13 protein-coding genes are annotated in these 14,916 nt (G+C 55.1%); 7 read left to right on the top strand and 6 right to left on the bottom strand.

Translation table 11 applies throughout. From position 1 onward, the window contains the following. Positions 1-36: 36 nt before the first annotated feature. From EKN00_RS06460 to EKN00_RS06450, 3 genes are all read left to right on the top strand, one after another. Positions 37-1,173, top strand: a complete 1,137-nt coding sequence (locus tag EKN00_RS06460; protein WP_127849326.1) for a GGDEF domain-containing protein — start codon at positions 37-39, stop codon at positions 1,171-1,173. Positions 1,174-1,281: 108 nt separating this feature from the next. After that, positions 1,282-2,436: a GGDEF domain-containing protein gene (locus EKN00_RS06455; protein ID WP_164848054.1), complete on the top strand. Its 1,155-nt coding sequence runs from the start codon at positions 1,282-1,284 to the stop codon at positions 2,434-2,436. A gap of 135 nt (positions 2,437-2,571) precedes the next feature. Next, positions 2,572-3,351 carry a PHP domain-containing protein gene (locus tag EKN00_RS06450; protein ID WP_127849324.1) on the top strand — a complete coding sequence of 260 codons (780 nt, stop codon included), beginning with the start codon at positions 2,572-2,574 and terminating at the stop codon, positions 3,349-3,351. Between the two features lie 76 nt (positions 3,352-3,427). Here the strand turns inward: EKN00_RS06450 and EKN00_RS06445 are convergent, their stop codons facing one another. Both EKN00_RS06445 and EKN00_RS06440 read right to left on the bottom strand, forming a co-directional pair. After that, on the bottom strand, positions 3,428-4,378 hold the full coding sequence (locus tag EKN00_RS06445; protein ID WP_127849323.1) for a helix-turn-helix domain-containing protein: 951 nt from the start codon (positions 4,376-4,378) through the stop codon (positions 3,428-3,430). Between the two features lie 36 nt (positions 4,379-4,414). Then, positions 4,415-4,615 carry a hypothetical protein gene (locus EKN00_RS06440; RefSeq protein WP_127849322.1) on the bottom strand — a complete coding sequence of 67 codons (201 nt, stop codon included), beginning with the start codon at positions 4,613-4,615 and terminating at the stop codon, positions 4,415-4,417. 61 nt (positions 4,616-4,676) lie between these two features. Between EKN00_RS06440 and EKN00_RS06435 the strand changes: the two genes are divergently transcribed. The 4 genes from EKN00_RS06435 to EKN00_RS06420 all read left to right on the top strand — a co-directional run bounded on the left by EKN00_RS06435 (position 4,677) and on the right by EKN00_RS06420 (position 10,160). Then, positions 4,677-5,633, top strand: coding sequence for a diacylglycerol/lipid kinase family protein (locus EKN00_RS06435; protein WP_127849321.1), 957 nt, complete (start codon positions 4,677-4,679; stop codon positions 5,631-5,633). Between the two features lie 295 nt (positions 5,634-5,928). Next, positions 5,929-8,646: a glycoside hydrolase family 65 protein gene (locus tag EKN00_RS06430; protein WP_127849320.1), complete on the top strand. Its 2,718-nt coding sequence runs from the start codon at positions 5,929-5,931 to the stop codon at positions 8,644-8,646. Between the two features lie 50 nt (positions 8,647-8,696). Further along, positions 8,697-9,377 carry a beta-phosphoglucomutase gene (gene pgmB / locus EKN00_RS06425; RefSeq protein WP_127849319.1) on the top strand — a complete coding sequence of 227 codons (681 nt, stop codon included), beginning with the start codon at positions 8,697-8,699 and terminating at the stop codon, positions 9,375-9,377. Beyond that, positions 9,378-10,160: a Cof-type HAD-IIB family hydrolase gene (locus EKN00_RS06420; protein ID WP_127849318.1), complete on the top strand. Its 783-nt coding sequence runs from the start codon at positions 9,378-9,380 to the stop codon at positions 10,158-10,160. A 260-nt stretch (positions 10,161-10,420) separates the two neighbouring features. On the opposite strand, the gene EKN00_RS06415 is transcribed toward EKN00_RS06420, so the two are convergent. The 4 genes from EKN00_RS06415 to EKN00_RS06400 all read right to left on the bottom strand — a co-directional run bounded on the left by EKN00_RS06415 (position 10,421) and on the right by EKN00_RS06400 (position 14,766). Continuing rightward, positions 10,421-11,884 carry a UDP-glucose--hexose-1-phosphate uridylyltransferase gene (locus tag EKN00_RS06415; protein ID WP_127849317.1) on the bottom strand — a complete coding sequence of 488 codons (1,464 nt, stop codon included), beginning with the start codon at positions 11,882-11,884 and terminating at the stop codon, positions 10,421-10,423. Positions 11,885-11,886: 2 nt separating this feature from the next. Further along, positions 11,887-13,068 carry a galactokinase gene (locus EKN00_RS06410; RefSeq protein WP_127849316.1) on the bottom strand — a complete coding sequence of 394 codons (1,182 nt, stop codon included), beginning with the start codon at positions 13,066-13,068 and terminating at the stop codon, positions 11,887-11,889. Positions 13,069-13,112: 44 nt separating this feature from the next. Beyond that, entirely contained in the window at positions 13,113-14,108 is a 996-nt protein-coding gene (locus EKN00_RS06405) for a LacI family DNA-binding transcriptional regulator (protein WP_127849315.1), read from the bottom strand. A gap of 136 nt (positions 14,109-14,244) precedes the next feature. After that, entirely contained in the window at positions 14,245-14,766 is a 522-nt protein-coding gene (locus EKN00_RS06400; RefSeq protein ID WP_127849314.1) for an NUDIX domain-containing protein, read from the bottom strand. Positions 14,767-14,916 lie beyond the last annotated feature (150 nt).

Here is a 14,916-nt window from a genome sequence, read left to right as displayed (position 1 = left end):
TAGTGCAGCCACCCCCACCTGAACCGGGGGTAGCACATGGTAACTTGGGGATTACGGATAACCACGTTCATTACCAACAGCGCCGTTTTGGTGGCCTATACCTTCTTGTACACATGGCTGCTTAACACCAAAAAGACTAAGCTTGTGAAATCACGTGCTTTTTTGCTGGGCACGCTGGCCTGGGCCGTACTGCTTCTGTTCCACTTCGCCTCCGTTTTGAGCATGGCTGACGCCAAAAACCCGGTCGGCTTTGGCTGGAACTACATGAACTGCCAAATCGCCGTCATTATCTACGCGCTGTTCGACCGGCCACCACGCCACGTTTTTTGGAGCCTGATTGCCCTGCTGACGGTGTGGTACTGGTGGATGCCACGCGTGGATGAGTGGGTTTTCCTAGAGCTGGCCACCATCTTCACCATGTGGTTGTTATACCGCTACAGCGATGTGATTCTGAAGCACGTTTACCTGTTTTTCCCATTTGGTTACCTGTTTGCACTGCCATTTTACATTGCCAACCTGATTTCGCTGAATGGTATTGATATTGGTTGGCCGTGGCTCCTCTTTAACTACGCTATTTTGCTAACCATCTTGTGGATTATCTACCACCAGCTCAAACGCAACCGCCAGCGCCAAGCCACACTTGTCACCGAGGCCACCATCGACGAACTCACGCAGTTGAATAACTTCCGCGTGTTCGATTCGGATTTACAAAACGAATTTATCCGCATGCGCGCCACCCACAAGAAGTTTGCACTGTACACGTTCGACATTGACCACTTCAAACGGATTAACGACAAGTATGGACACCTTGTTGGCAACGACGTTCTGCACGCGGTGGCGCACCGCCTGCTTGAAGTGACGGAAACCCTCAGTTACGAAGCTCGGTGTTACCGGACGGGCGGCGAGGAGTTTACCTTCATCACGTTTGATATTGAGGAGAACTTCGCCGTTGCGGTCAGCACGGCCAAGCTCGTCAAACAGGAAATTGAAAAATTACGCTTCAGCGCCCCCGATGGCACCGAATTCCAACTGACTATTTCCATGGGGCAAGACCGCGTTCAAGACGATGACCAGAATTACCTCGACGTGTACAACCGTGCCGACAAGTTCCTCTACAACTCGAAGAACCGGGGTCGTAACAAGATTACCGTTCGCGGAATTACAATCCAGTAGCCGCAACTGCTTCTAGTAACCATACGTTATCGCGAAACATAGTTTTTCTAACAATATTAGCGCTTTCATGATAAAATCCCTAAATAGATGACGGTGAGGTGGACATTGATGGTTATTTGGGGCTTACGCATAACAACATTTATCACAAATCAGGCCGTCCTGGTTGCCTTTGGTGTGTTGTTTACGTGGCTCCGCGAAACTCCGCACATCAACAATCCATGGATACTCAAAAATCGGCAGTGGATTGAAATTGCAGCGCTGTGGTTCGTGCTCATCATCTTCCACTTCGCCTCCGTTTGGGGTAGAAGTGAGGCCCTAACGCCAGTCGGCTACGGGTGGAACTACCTGAACTTTCAGGCCACGGCAATTGTCTACGCCCTGCTAGGCGATGGTCGCAGCCGCCCAATGTTTTGGAGCACCACCGCATTGCTCACGCTGTGGTACCACTTCCTTGCCGGGGTCCCAATCAGTGAATGGCCACCGCTGGCCGCAATCACCATCATCACCATGGCCTTTGGGAACTACTTTTACGAACCCATTAGTCGCCACGCCTACTTCTACCTTCCCTTTACCGGCGTTTTTGTTGCACCACTCATGTTTGCGAATTACCATTCCGTTGGCAACATCGTCGTTGGCTGGCCGTGGCAAATCGGTACCCTTGCACTCACCGTCATCATCATGGGCAGCATCCACAATCTGCTGGTGAACCGCCGTGCGCGCGAATTGCGGCTGCGCAAGGAGGGCCAAGTCGACGACCTGACGAAGCTGAATAATTTCCGCATGTTCGACGCCGACCTGCACGATGCCTTCATACGGATGGCGGCTGCGCAAAAACACATCTCCCTGTTCACGTTTGATATCGATCACTTCAAACGGATTAATGATAAATACGGCCATCTGGTTGGCAACGCAGTGCTCACTGCCGTCTCAGCGCGCCTCAATGAGTTAGTCGAGACAACCGGCTACCCCGCCAAGACGTACCGGACTGGCGGTGAGGAATTCAGTATCATCGTGTTCGGTGTTGATGACGACTTGAACCGTGCGGCACGTTTTGCCCGCATGCTCAAAACCGAAATGGCCAAGCTCCACTTCACCACCAATGATGGTGCCGAGTTTGGCATTACAATCTCTCTCGGCCAGGACCACACACTTGATGATGACCAAAACTACCTCGATGTGTACAATCGCGCCGACAAGCACCTATACAATTCGAAAAACCACGGACGGAACACCATCACGCTCTGTGGTCAGCTAATCAATTAAGCGCAAATAGAGCGGAAGTGGCCGAACTAAATTCGGCTGCTTCCGCTCTATTTATCCAGTATGCAGTCCCACCGTTTTCTTTTGCCGCGACGTCTAGACTATAATTAAGCAAATATCTTGCACAGGAGGCTTCCCATGACCTACTTTGACCAGCACGTGCACACCCATTTCTCGTTTGATTCCCAGGCGCAATTTGCCGACTACTTGCGCCAAACGAGTAACCCGTTCGTGACGACTGAACACCTTGAAATGAGCAACCCCGATGATCACGGCCTTGATGACGTGCCAGATTACGCGGAATATGTGGCCGAGGAGCAGCGCCTATCTGCTCAATTTGGCAACAAACTGCGCACCGGTATCGAGGTCGGATATTACGCGCCGCGGATGGACGCAATTCGCGCCTACCTTGATGCCCACGATTACGACATCATCTTGCTGAGCTTCCACCACAACGGCCACCACGATTACCAGGACGCCAGCTTCACCCAACTCGACCCAAAAGCGCACGTGCAAGCCTACTACGCGAGCATGCTTGCCGGCCTGCAGCAAACGACCTTCGCCGACGTTCTGGCCCATTTTGATTACGGCCTGCGCGTACTCGACGTGACGCCGACCGAGCTGACGGCATGGGCAGAAGGTTCCATTAAGGAAATCTTGCAACTGGTCATCAGCCGCGGCATGAGCCTTGAGGTGAACACTAAATCCATGTATCGCTGGCACAATGAGCAACTCTACACACTGGTGCTCAGGTGGTACCTGGAAATGGGTGGCAGACTCGTGACCCTCGGCAGCGACGCCCACACGAGCACCAAATTCGAGAGCAACTTTGTCCAGGCCAAACAACTTCTGCGCAGCTGCGGCGTAAATGAGCTGGTCACCTACAAAAAGCACGTGGCAATGCCGACAAGTTTCTAGATGGATGCACCTAACGCCCGGATAAGTCGCCCACCACAACAGTCGTTTTCCCGTAGTAACCTAGCGCAGGCCGGCTCTACTTGTGAATGAGCGACAGAATATCGTTGTCACCGAGAAACGGCAGCAAACCCATCAGGTCATGCAGCTTAATCTCGTGCTCCGAATTATTAATCAGTTCCAGCACCACGTCCTTCAGCACTCCTGATGATACAAACGGCGCCAGCGAATTTAGGTCGCTAAGCGAAATGTCCTTCTTTGTCGCCGCCTGCTTGAACATTTGGTCAATCCGTTCGTGTTCCAGAAACGGTGCAGCCTTGCGAATGAACTTAATGTCGTGCTCGTGCTCATTCACAATTGCGCCGAGAGCCTTCTTGCTGGCAAAGGGGAAGTAATAAACCAGCTCAGTGTCATCAACATCGCCGCGGGCAACACGGCGAGCAAGCAGTGCGTCCACTTTTTCCTGATCCAGAAATGGCAGAAGGCGCCGCGCGGTCCGCATGTCGACCTCCTTGTTGCCAGCCAGGAGCACGTCCACCTGCTGCGCGAGGTACTCCTTGCTGAGAAATGGTGCCGCCACCACAACCAGCTCGTTAAAGTTGTTCGCATCCGCGTGTTCGTTCATCAGCGTAACCAGCGTTTCCTCGCTGACAAATGGCGCAATCGTTTTGACGTCATCAATGCTGAAGTCCGCGGCGTCGACACTCACCTTCTTGCTCAGCGTGTCTGGCTTAATCATTGGGGCAAATTCAGTGAGCGTCGTGGCGTCAACCGGCGCGTCTTCCTGCCGAATTGACACAACCTTCTTGTCGGCATCATCCATGTCAAAAAGGTCGTTAAGCGAAATGCCGAGGACCTGCGCCAAGTCTGGCAGCTTATCAATATCCGGCGCGGACTGCCCGCGTTCCCAATTACTGATTGCCTGGTAGCTGACGCCGAGTTGATCGGCGAGGGCCAGTTGGGTCATGTTTTTTTCTTTGCGGGCCGTCATGATTTTGCGCCCGATTTTTTGCGTGTCTAATACGTACATAATCTTTCCTCCGTGAGCAATAATTTCATTTGGCAGTTAACCAACATCTGCATTATTAAACGTCCAGGCCAGTTTGCCTATCAAGCTGTAGTTGAATTGCCCAAAAGGCCGCCGCTGCAGGCACTCAAGCGCCAGTTTAGTCGCTTCTGCCCGCAGTTGCAGCACGTATTTGCGGCCCACACCACCCAGTTTACGCCACTGAGTGACACTTGCCACATGAAAAAATTTTGCGCTCATCGCTAAAAATGTCTAAAATATAAATATCATTTTGAGTAAATACTCAGGACCGAGGTTGAACATGTCCACACCATTTTTCCACGTTATTTATAACCCCGTTGCCGGTTCCGGTAACGCCAAGGCTGTTTGGAATGTCATCAGCAAGGCGCTCGTGGAACGTGACGTGCAGTTTGCGCTCTATGAATCACAGTATCCACGGCACACCGTGCTCCTGGCTCAGCAAATTGCCAAAACAGAGGCGGCAAAGGGATCCATCGTGCTGGTAATCGGTGGTGACGGGACACTCAACGAAGCCATCACTGGCCTCCACCTGAGCGGCAATCCGTACAACTTGCCCATCGCGTACATCCCCGGTGGTTCCGGCAATGACTTCGCCCGCGGAGTGCACCTTTCCCGCAAACCACTCGAGGCGTTAGACCAGGTGCTCACTGCCGACAAGCCGGTAGCCATGGACATCGGCCAGTACGTCGAACTCCAAAGTGGCAAACGCGGCTTCTTCGTTAATAACTTCGGCATCGGGTTCGACGCGGCAGTCGTTAACGCGGCCAACCACGCGACCTCTAAGTTTTTGCTTAACACCCTGCACATGGGCTCGCTCGCCTACATGGCCCAAGTCATCCGGATTTTGACCCGCCGCAAGCCATTCCCCGTTGAGGTTTCCGCCAATGGCAAGACCGAGCGTATCAATGACGCCTACCTGTGCACCACAACCAACCACCCGTACTTCGGTGGTGGTGTGCGCATTCTGCCCGGTGCCGTGCCGAACGACGGCGAACTCGACCTCATCGTCGTTGACCGGCCCAACCTGGTCACCTTCGCCACGCAGGCCATCGCGTCCATCATGGGTAAGCCGGTAAAGAGCCCGAGTCGCCACCACGTTCGCGCGCCACGGTTCGAAATCAGCACCCCCAGCAAGGAATTTGCCCAGATTGATGGTGAGGACATGGAAGAACAACCTTACCGCATCGAAATCAGTGTGGGCCACCAGGATTTCTGGTTCGTTCCGCAAAAAGCATAGTCCATCAGCAAGAGCCATCCGCCAAAACGCGGGTGGCTTTTTTTGCGTTCAATTCAAGCGTGCAAAATCGGCAGCATGGTTTGTCGCTGGCAATCAATCGCACTGGGATTTTTCTGCAAATTGTTTTAACTTCTGTCCTGAAAATTGTAATCGCTCCTGTGCGGCAGTGCGTGTCGTAATGTGACAATAAACAATAAAAACTGATTATTCGGCCATTTGTCGTCTGTGCCGTTTGTCATTAACGTTAGATAGCGTTACGGTTGAAGTGTAGGGATTTTCAGAAAGGAGTCTTCAGATGCACACCATTTCAATTAAGGTAATGGATGAAGCATTGGAAATCACCAACCACATTGACAAGGACGGTCATGCGCAAAGCCGCATGCTCATTGCCTACAACCCCAATCAGGGCATTGGCGCAAACCTCGAGAATATCCGGGTGCGTCTTGCCGGGGTCGACTTTGACGTCATCATCGTCGTCAATCCATTATCCTACTCATTTTCAGACACAATTGTTGGCCTCAACCACCAGCGTATCGACCTTGGCCTCGCCCTCACGAACATGTTCAACGTGCCCGTTGTCGCCCTGCCAACCGTCAATCGCCTCGGGTTAGAAGCGGCCATCAAGGACAAGTGCGACCAAGCAAGCTGGCACCTGGACTATTACGGGCAGTATGACGGCAAACGCAATTACGGCCAGGAAGCCATGCTCACCATCGGCAACGGCTACTTCGGGATGCGCGGTGCGTACGTCGAAAGCAAGGCCGACGAGAACAATTACCCCGGCACGTATGTCGCGGGGGTCTACAATCAGAACACAACCACAATCAACGGGCGTGACGTGACCAACGAGGACCTCGTGAACTTGCCGAACGCACAGTTCATGACGTTCGGCATTGACCACGCCAACCCGTTTCAAATTAAGCGGCGCGATATTCAAGATTTTTACCGCAGCCTCGACCTGAAAACGGGCCAATTAACCACCACCATGCTTGTGAGCCTCTCAACGGGCCATCAGTTGCGCATTCAAACCACTAAGGTGGCCGACATGCAGCATTGGCACCGTTTCGGTATTCGCTACCGCATCACACCACTGAATTTTTCTGGTGCCCTGCAGGTTTACAGCACCATCGACGGTGACGTGCGCAACCAAAACGTCGACCGCTACCAGCAATTCGACAACTGGCACGTTGTGGTGACGGGAACGGAAAATCGCGCTGACCGGGTGCTGCTGACGGGGCAAACCCGCCACAGCGGCGTGCAATTCGCCATCGGGACCCGGCTATCGTCACCAACAACCGCTCTCACCGGCCAGATCAAGGTGGCTCCCGGCAACCGGAGCATTGAACAGAGCGTCAGCATCCCCGTTGTTGCCGAACAAACTTACACCTTCGACAAAACCGGGGTGATTTTTACCAGTCGCGAGAGCAAGGATACCGACCTACCGCAGCTAGTGCACGACGAGCTCACGGCTGCCAGCTTTGACCACACGGTTGCCAGCACCCAGCAATTCTTCGAGCAGGTGTGGCATTCAAGTGACACCAATATTGACGGCGACATCACAAGCCAAAAGTTGTTGCGGGTCAACACGTTCCACCTACTCGTCGCGGGCGGCGCGCTTGCTTCCGGGCAGCTCGATGCTTCCGTCGGGGCGCGCGGTTTGCACGGTGAGGCCTACCGCGGGCACGTTTTCTGGGACGAAATGTTTGTCATGCCGTTTTACACCGAACACGCCCCCGCGATTGCCAAAAACATGTTGATGTACCGCTTCAACCGCCTCGGCGCGGCCAAGCAATACGCCAAGGACAATGGGCGCAGTGGGGCCATGTACCCGTGGCAATCCGGCCAGACCGGCGACGAGCAGGCCCAATCAATTCACCTCAACCCCCTCACCAACACGTGGGATCCCGATAACAGTCGCCGGCAGCGCCACGTTTCACTGGCAATTGCTTACGACACATGGCTCTACTGGCACATCACGCGCGACAACGACTTCATGAACCACTACGGACTAATCATGCTGCTGGCGATTGCCAAGTTCTGGCTGAGCATGGTGATTTACGACCAGAACACCGGTTGTTACAGCATTCACCGCGTCATGGGTCCCGACGAATTCCATGAAGGCTACCCGAACGCGGACGAACCCGGACTCACCGACAACGCCTACACCAATATCTGTGTTGCCTGGTTGTTCAAGCTCATCGCAACGCTGCAGGACAAAGCACCGGCTGAATACTTCGGGGCCGCGCTGGCCGCAAATGATTTAACAAGCCGCGACATTACCAAGATGACTGACATTCGCCACCACCTGCACCTCGATGTGAACGAGGACGGGATTATCGGCCAGTTCGCCGGCTACTTCAAACTGCCCGAACTGAACTTCGACAACTACCGCAAACAGTACGGGGACATCGCGCGTCTTGACCGCATCCTGAAGTCGGAGGGCAAAACTCCCGATGCGTACCAGGTTGCAAAGCAGGCTGACACGCTCATGGCCCACTTTATTTTGAACCAAGACACGGTCACCGGCCTCATCAAGGACATGGGCTACGAACTGCCCGCGGACTACTTTGACCGCAACCTGCAGTACTACCTGGACCGCACGACCCACGGCTCCACCCTGTCGCGCATCGTCTACGCGTACCTGGACCGAATCGCCGGCCACACCAATTTGTCCTGGCGTCTCTTCCGGCAAGCCCTGTTCTCGGATTACTACGACATTCAGGGCGGCACCACGGCCGAGGGGATTCACCTCGGCGTCATGGGCGCAACCCTCGACGTGGCGCAACGGCTGTACGGTGGGGTCAACCTGCTGGACGACAAACCGAGCGTTAACCCGAAGCTGCCATCAACGTGGTGCAGTTTGGCCTTTAACTGCCAGTACCGCAACGCCAAGCTGCACTTCAAACTGACGCACAGCACCATCAAGATCATGAGTGACCACGACTGTGATTTGACCGTCCTGGGCAAACCCGTCAGCATCAAAGCAAATAACGAATTCAGCGTTGATTACTAGGCAACGCACCAAATCCAAGTGTGAAGTTCACAGACAGGAGGATACGTAACATGAGTTTATTTGACCAAATTAAAGGCTTTATTTTCGACGTTGATGGTGTCATCACCGACACCGCCCGTTTCCACTCGCAGGCTTGGCACGCCATCGCCGATCAGGTGGGCACCCCGTGGAGTGATGACCTGGCCAACCGGCTGCGCGGCATTGACCGAATGGAATCACTGGAAATCATTCTGCAGGCCGGGGGCAAGGCGAGCGCGTACACGAAGGCGCAGAAAGAAGAGCTAGCCACCAAGAAAAACGAGCACTACAAGGAATTAATCGCGGGGCTCACCCCGGACGACATCTTGCCGGGTATCCGCGAGTTCCTCACCGACCTCAAGGAGCACGGGTACCAGATGAGCATCGCCTCGGCCTCACACAACGCGCCCGCCGTCCTGCACAGTCTCGGACTGGACGAATTTTTCCCCAAAATCGTGGACCCAGGAACGCTGAGCCAAGGTAAACCTGAACCCGAAATCTTCCTCAAAGCTGCGGCTATCCTCGACCTTGAGCCGCGCCAGTGTGTCGGCATTGAAGACGCGGTGGCCGGGATTGAGGCCATTGACGCCGCGGGTGAATTGTCCATCGGCATTGGCGACAAGGAGGCACTGCGGGCGGCCACCATGGTCTTCCCGTCCACCAGTCAGTTGTCGCTGCCAAACATCAGCAAGCAACTACTGGGGGTGGCATAAATGGCGGATGCACCCAAGTTTAGCGCCGTCGTGTTCTTTGATTTGGACGGCACCTTGCTGCGGGATGACAAATCCGTGGCTAAAACAACGGTTGATGCCCTGGACAAGCTGCGCCAAAACAACGTGCTGCCGGTCATTGCCACCGGCCGCAACGTGTTCGAGGTCCAGTACGTACTTGACCAAACTGGCATCAACACCATCGTCAGCGCCAACGGATCTTACGTTGCCAGCCGCGGCCAGGAAATATATGCCGCAACCATCCCCGAAGACTTGATTAAGGCGGTGAACCGCTTTGCCAATGAGCACGCCAATCCAGTCGGGTGGTACAACAATCAGGGCTTTGCCATCAGCAAGAAGTCGCAAGACACCGTGGACAACTACCACCTGCTGAACTTGAACGCGCAGGTTGATCCGAATTTTTACAAGCAAAACGAGGTTAACTTCATGTTCGTCTTCAACCGGCACCACGAGCAGGCTTACGCCAAGAAATTCGCCGGCCAACTCAGCTTTGTTCGCAACAACATTCGCGGCCTCGACACGATGCTGGCGGGCGTCTCGAAGAAAACCGGCATTGAGCACTTACTGCGCGCACTGAACCTGACAAATGCCCCCTCATACGCGTTCGGGGACCAGTTGAACGACCTGCAAATGTTCAGCCTCGTGGACCACCCAATCGCCATGGGTAACGGCGTGGCGGTGGCCAAAACGCAGGCGGAGTACGTGACCAGCTCCAACATGCACGACGGCATCGTGCGCGGGCTAGAGCACTACAAGCTGGTGTGATGAAAGGAGTTCGCTTCACGTTGTACGGGCTGACCTCCTAGTCTAAACGGGGCCGCGGGCAAACTTCACCATGGTTGCTGCGGCAATCGTCTAGATTCAGGCTCCATCGACCGCTACAGCCAAAAAACAGACACACATTGAGAACAAATCATTCTCACTGTGTGTCTGTTTTATACATATTCAGTTCCAGTTCATGGGTAACCAATGGCCGCACGGCAAAGCCAAGTGGCCCCATGTTAATCACCAACTCCGCGAAAGTCTTAAAGTAGCGCACAAAACTTCCCGAACGCCGCTTGCCCGGCAGCGTCATGCTTGAACACCCCGGCATCCTCCAGCACGCGGGCAAAGACGTAGCCGACCTCATCCTGCAGCAATTCCGTCGCGTTTGCCGCCGTCCACGTGTGCTTGGCGGCAAGATTATCCGCCCACGGCTTGTGGTAAGCAGCCATCGTGTTGGCCTGGCCAAGTAAGTAGTTGCGCACCTGAGTGAGCTCTTCTTGCAGCCGCGCCGGCAAAATGGCGAGGCCCATGACCTCAATTAGGCCGATATTTTCCTTCTTGATGTGTTGCACGTCCTGGTGCGGGTGAAAAATGCCATCCGGGTACATGCTGCTGGTTTGGTTGTCCCGCAGCACCAGGTCCAGCTGGTAATCCGTGCCCACTCGCCGCGCAATTGGCGTGACGGTGTGGTGCGCCGTCCCGTCTTCGCTGAAGGCCCGTACGTCAACGGATTCATCGCTATATTTTGCCCACGCCGCCCGAATCACCTCGGCGGCATCGGCAAGGCGCGCCTTGTCACTGCCCGTCAGCCGAATTACACTCATTGGCCACTTCACGATGCCCGCCTGCACGTCCGGATAGCCAGTCAGTCGAATCGATCTTTCAACCGGCGCCTTGGCCATTGGAAAATCATGTCGGCCGCCCTGGTAGTGTTCGTGGGCCAGCATCGATCCGCCAACAATTGGCAAATCGGCGTTACTGCCGACAAAATAATGGGGTAGTGTCGTGGTCAGCTCCAGCAGGTTGGTAAACGTCTGGTGGGTGATGTGCATCGGCCGGTGAATCTCGTCGAGGAAAATGGCGTGCTCGTTGAAATACGCGTACGGGGAATACTGAAAGCCCCACGCCGATCCGCCAACTTCCATGCGGATAATGCGGTGGTTCGCGCGCGCCGGCCAGTTCGCCCGGCCGCGGTAACCCTCATTCTGCAGGCACAACTGACATTCCGGGTACCCGCTTTGGGGCGCCTTGGCCGCCGCCGCGATGTCCCGCGGATCTTTTTCCGGCTTGGACAGGTTAATCGTGATTTCCATGGCGCCGTACTCCGTTGCGACCTGGAAGTAATCGTTGCGCGCAATTGCCCGGGTCTGAATGTAATTATTCGCCCGACTAAGCTGGTAAAAATAGTCGGTGGCTGCTTTTGGTGACTCACCGTAGCGGTCCCAGAATTCCCGATTAACAAACCCCGGCGTCGGTGTCGCCAAATCCATCAGTGCGGCGCCCAGAATTTCGCGGGCGCTGGCCGTGTCCGTAATCACGCCCCGCTCCGTTGCCGACTGCACGAGTGCATCGAGGACGTCGAGCGTGGCCGCACCGTCAGCCACGTCCACCGCGCCATCCCCAATCAGTGCAAAAACGCGGTTGGTTAGGTACACCCGATCCATTTCGCCGTATTGCGGGTTGACCGCTAACACGTGGCTGACAAAACTAACAACTGCATCCATTACTACGCCTTCCTTGCCTGCACATCTAGTTCCCGCGGGCCATCCGCAATGTTGGCCACGTAAAATGACGCCGGATAACCAATGACCTCTTTGTACGTTTGCCCCACCGTGGCAATCACCGCGTCGACGGCCGCCTTGCGCACCAGTGCAATCGCGCAGCCGCCAAACCCGGCGCCGGTCATCCGTGCGCCCAAAACGCCTTCTTGGTTCAGTGCCGCCCGCACGAGTGTGTCTAGTTCTTTGCCGGTCACCTCATAATCAAACTGCAGCGAGACCCCGGATGCGCTAACCAGTCGGCCAAAGGTGGCTAGGTCCCGGTCCAAAAGTGCCTGCGCCGCCCGCAGCGTCCGTTTGTTTTCCAGCACCGCATGCCGCGCCCGCTTCAGTTCGTTTTCGGCCGGAATGAGGTAGCTGTACTCGTCGAACTGCTCCGCGGAAAGCTCACCCAGACTCGCAATGTCCAGTTTGGTCTGGAGCTTAGCGAGGGCCGCCTCACACTCGCCGCGCCGCTCATTGTATTTGGAGTCCGTCAGTTGCCGCTGTTTGTTGGTGTTCATAATCAACACCACGTTGTCGCCAAGGTCAAGTGGCAGGCGCTTGTATTCCATCGTGTTCGTATCCAGCAGTGTGGCCGTGTTCGCCTGCCCCATGCCCACAGCAAACTGGTCCATGATTCCGGAATTGACACCAACGTAATTATTCTCCACCTGCTGGCCAAGCCGCACGCGCTGCAGCATCGGCACATCGAGGGCAAACATGTGGTTGGCAATTTCGCCAATGAGCATTTCCAGTGACGCGGAACTCGACAGGCCGGCACCATCAGGCAGGTCGCCCTTGATGTAAACGTCCAGACCGTGGCTGTACTCCGCCCCATTTTTAGCCAGTTCCGCCAGCATACCCTGCGCATAATCCACCCAGCGCCCAGACTTCGGCGTTCCCGGATTCCCGCTGACGGTCAGCACGTCATCTTCCGGGAAATTACCGGAGTAAAAGTGAAACTCGTGGCTATCGTTTGCCCGTACGGCCGCGTAAGTGCCCAGACTGATTGCGCACGGGAACACGTGCCCACCGTTATAGTCGGTGTGCTCCCCAATCAGGTTGATGCGTCCGGGAGCGAAGAAATAGTCGGTGGGCTGGTTGTCAAAAACGTCGATGAAGCCTTGGGTTAGTTCGCTAATTTCCATGATAATCCTCCATTTGCTTAATACCTGCAGGTGCAGTCGCGGCTTTACTTTTGCCAGTTACTGCTTTCGCGCAGGACCAGGTCACTTGCAATCGTGGTATTGACGGGTGCGTGCCGGTGACCGTCCTGCTGCATGAGCAAATCAACCGCGACCGCACCCATTTGTTCCGTCGCCACGTGGACCGTGCTCAGACTTGGCGTGAGGTAACGGCCCACCGCCAAATCGTTGAAGCCAATCACGCTCACGTCTTCCGGCACGCGCAGCCCTGCCTCGTGCAGCGCCTTGATTGCGCCAATCGCGAGCGTGTCGTTAGCCGCAAAAAACGCGGTCGGCAGGTCGGCGCCAAGCGTGTTAATTGCCTGCTGCATCAGCTGATAGCCACTCTCAATGGAAAACGGTCCCGTAAACACAAACCGGTCCTCAAAGCGGTGGTACGCCCGCGTGTAATCGGTGAACGCGCGCAGGCGCAGGTCGGCAAGCTGCTGGCCATCACTCGTGGTTTCCTGACCCGCAATCATCCCGATGTGCTTGTGCCCGGAATCAATGAACCGTTGAACAATAGACGCCACCGCGTGCTCAAAGTCGGTGGTAATACAGTTAATGCCTAAATTCAGCGTATCCTGATCAACCACCACCAGTGGCTTGTGCAGGCGCGCCAACTTGTGCAACTGCTTATCGCTGAACTTACCGATTGCAATTATGCCCCGCAAATCAATCACCGGGGGCAAATCCGTGTCCGCAAAACTGCGCGCAACGCGAAATCCTTGCGCCTGCAATGTGGTCTCGGCGCCCCAGCTAATCGTCCGGTAATACAAATCGTTCATTTCGGCCTCGGCCGTGTACCACTGAATCACAGCGACGGTACCGACCGCAACCGTGGTTTTTGGCTGCGGCTTGCTGTAATTCAGGCTCTCCGCCACTGCAAAAATCCGCTGCCGCGTGTCGGCACCCACCTGCAGCGTTGAATCTGCGTTTAACACCCGCGAAACCGTCGCGCTCGAGACGCCGGCCGCCTGCGCAATGTCCTTAATCGTTGCCATTAATGCCCTCCACAATTTAGTAAAACTAATCAGAAATGTTTACTAAATGATACCGTTACCATAACGCAACTTGACGAACGTGTCCAGAAAAAATTGGCCGCAACAAAAAAGAACGCACTAGGCGTCCTCGGAATAACTATTCAAGTGTTTGTCCAAGTTTAGCCGCGGCCGCGCGTAAATGCTTGACCTGGTCATCGCTGCCAGCAGCTTCTAGCTTAGCGATTGCCAAGTTCACCGGCAACAACAATACCTGCGCCACCTCGCTTTGCTGCACGTGCACGTCTGCTAGCGAAAACGGCAGCTGCACGGCGAACCATTCCTCAAGCCACGAGCTAAAAAATTCGCGGCTGATGCGATCGGCAGTGGTGATTGCCACCTGGAGCTGCATTTCTTCCGCGAGCTCCCGCATCGCGGCTCTTGGACCATCTTCACCGCGCAGAGCCGACCCACCAGCTCCCAGTTCAAGGGCGCCCGGATGCGTCAGCTTCTGCGGGCTCCGCTGCTGCATAAGCACCGCACCATTCTGGTCGAAAACAATGCAGCCGACCGCCAAATGGTAAACCCCTGCTGGCAGCTTGTCGCGCCGGTGCGCCCGACCAACGACGTTCAGATTGCAATCGTACAGGTCCCATTCCTCGTCCAATTTATCAGTAGTCATTACCACGTACCCCGCAGATTTATTTAGTTGCTATTCACCATCGTTATCGTGTGGCCCTGTGATCTTTTTTTGCACGACGAATTGTCAACTCAAGTGCAACTTTTTACCCAGGTAAACTTCTGATGGCGTCTTCCAGCCTAGGACCTTGCG

Origin of the sequence: Lacticaseibacillus hulanensis, assembly GCF_004010095.1 — a bacterium.
GTDB classification, from domain to species: domain Bacteria; phylum Bacillota; class Bacilli; order Lactobacillales; family Lactobacillaceae; genus Lacticaseibacillus; species Lacticaseibacillus hulanensis.
Note: the sequence above shows the minus strand (reverse complement) of the source record. Positions and strands in the feature narration are given on the sequence as shown.

What these genes read in the sequence shown, in the direction of transcription:
- EKN00_RS06460 (WP_127849326.1), top strand. Translation starts at nt 37, where the DNA reads ATGGTAACTTGGGGATTACGGATAACCACGTTCATTACCAACAGCGCC.
- EKN00_RS06455 (WP_164848054.1), top strand. Translation starts at nt 1,282, where the DNA reads ATGGTTATTTGGGGCTTACGCATAACAACATTTATCACAAATCAGGCC.
- EKN00_RS06450 (WP_127849324.1), top strand. Translation starts at nt 2,572, where the DNA reads ATGACCTACTTTGACCAGCACGTGCACACCCATTTCTCGTTTGATTCC.
- EKN00_RS06445 (WP_127849323.1), bottom strand. Translation starts at nt 4,378, where the DNA reads ATGTACGTATTAGACACGCAAAAAATCGGGCGCAAAATCATGACGGCC.
- EKN00_RS06440 (WP_127849322.1), bottom strand. Translation starts at nt 4,615, where the DNA reads ATGAGCGCAAAATTTTTTCATGTGGCAAGTGTCACTCAGTGGCGTAAA.
- EKN00_RS06435 (WP_127849321.1), top strand. Translation starts at nt 4,677, where the DNA reads ATGTCCACACCATTTTTCCACGTTATTTATAACCCCGTTGCCGGTTCC.
- EKN00_RS06430 (WP_127849320.1), top strand. Translation starts at nt 5,929, where the DNA reads ATGCACACCATTTCAATTAAGGTAATGGATGAAGCATTGGAAATCACC.
- pgmB (WP_127849319.1), top strand. Translation starts at nt 8,697, where the DNA reads ATGAGTTTATTTGACCAAATTAAAGGCTTTATTTTCGACGTTGATGGT.
- EKN00_RS06420 (WP_127849318.1), top strand. Translation starts at nt 9,378, where the DNA reads ATGGCGGATGCACCCAAGTTTAGCGCCGTCGTGTTCTTTGATTTGGAC.
- EKN00_RS06415 (WP_127849317.1), bottom strand. Translation starts at nt 11,884, where the DNA reads ATGGATGCAGTTGTTAGTTTTGTCAGCCACGTGTTAGCGGTCAACCCG.
- EKN00_RS06410 (WP_127849316.1), bottom strand. Translation starts at nt 13,068, where the DNA reads ATGGAAATTAGCGAACTAACCCAAGGCTTCATCGACGTTTTTGACAAC.
- EKN00_RS06405 (WP_127849315.1), bottom strand. Translation starts at nt 14,108, where the DNA reads ATGGCAACGATTAAGGACATTGCGCAGGCGGCCGGCGTCTCGAGCGCG.
- EKN00_RS06400 (WP_127849314.1), bottom strand. Translation starts at nt 14,766, where the DNA reads ATGACTACTGATAAATTGGACGAGGAATGGGACCTGTACGATTGCAAT.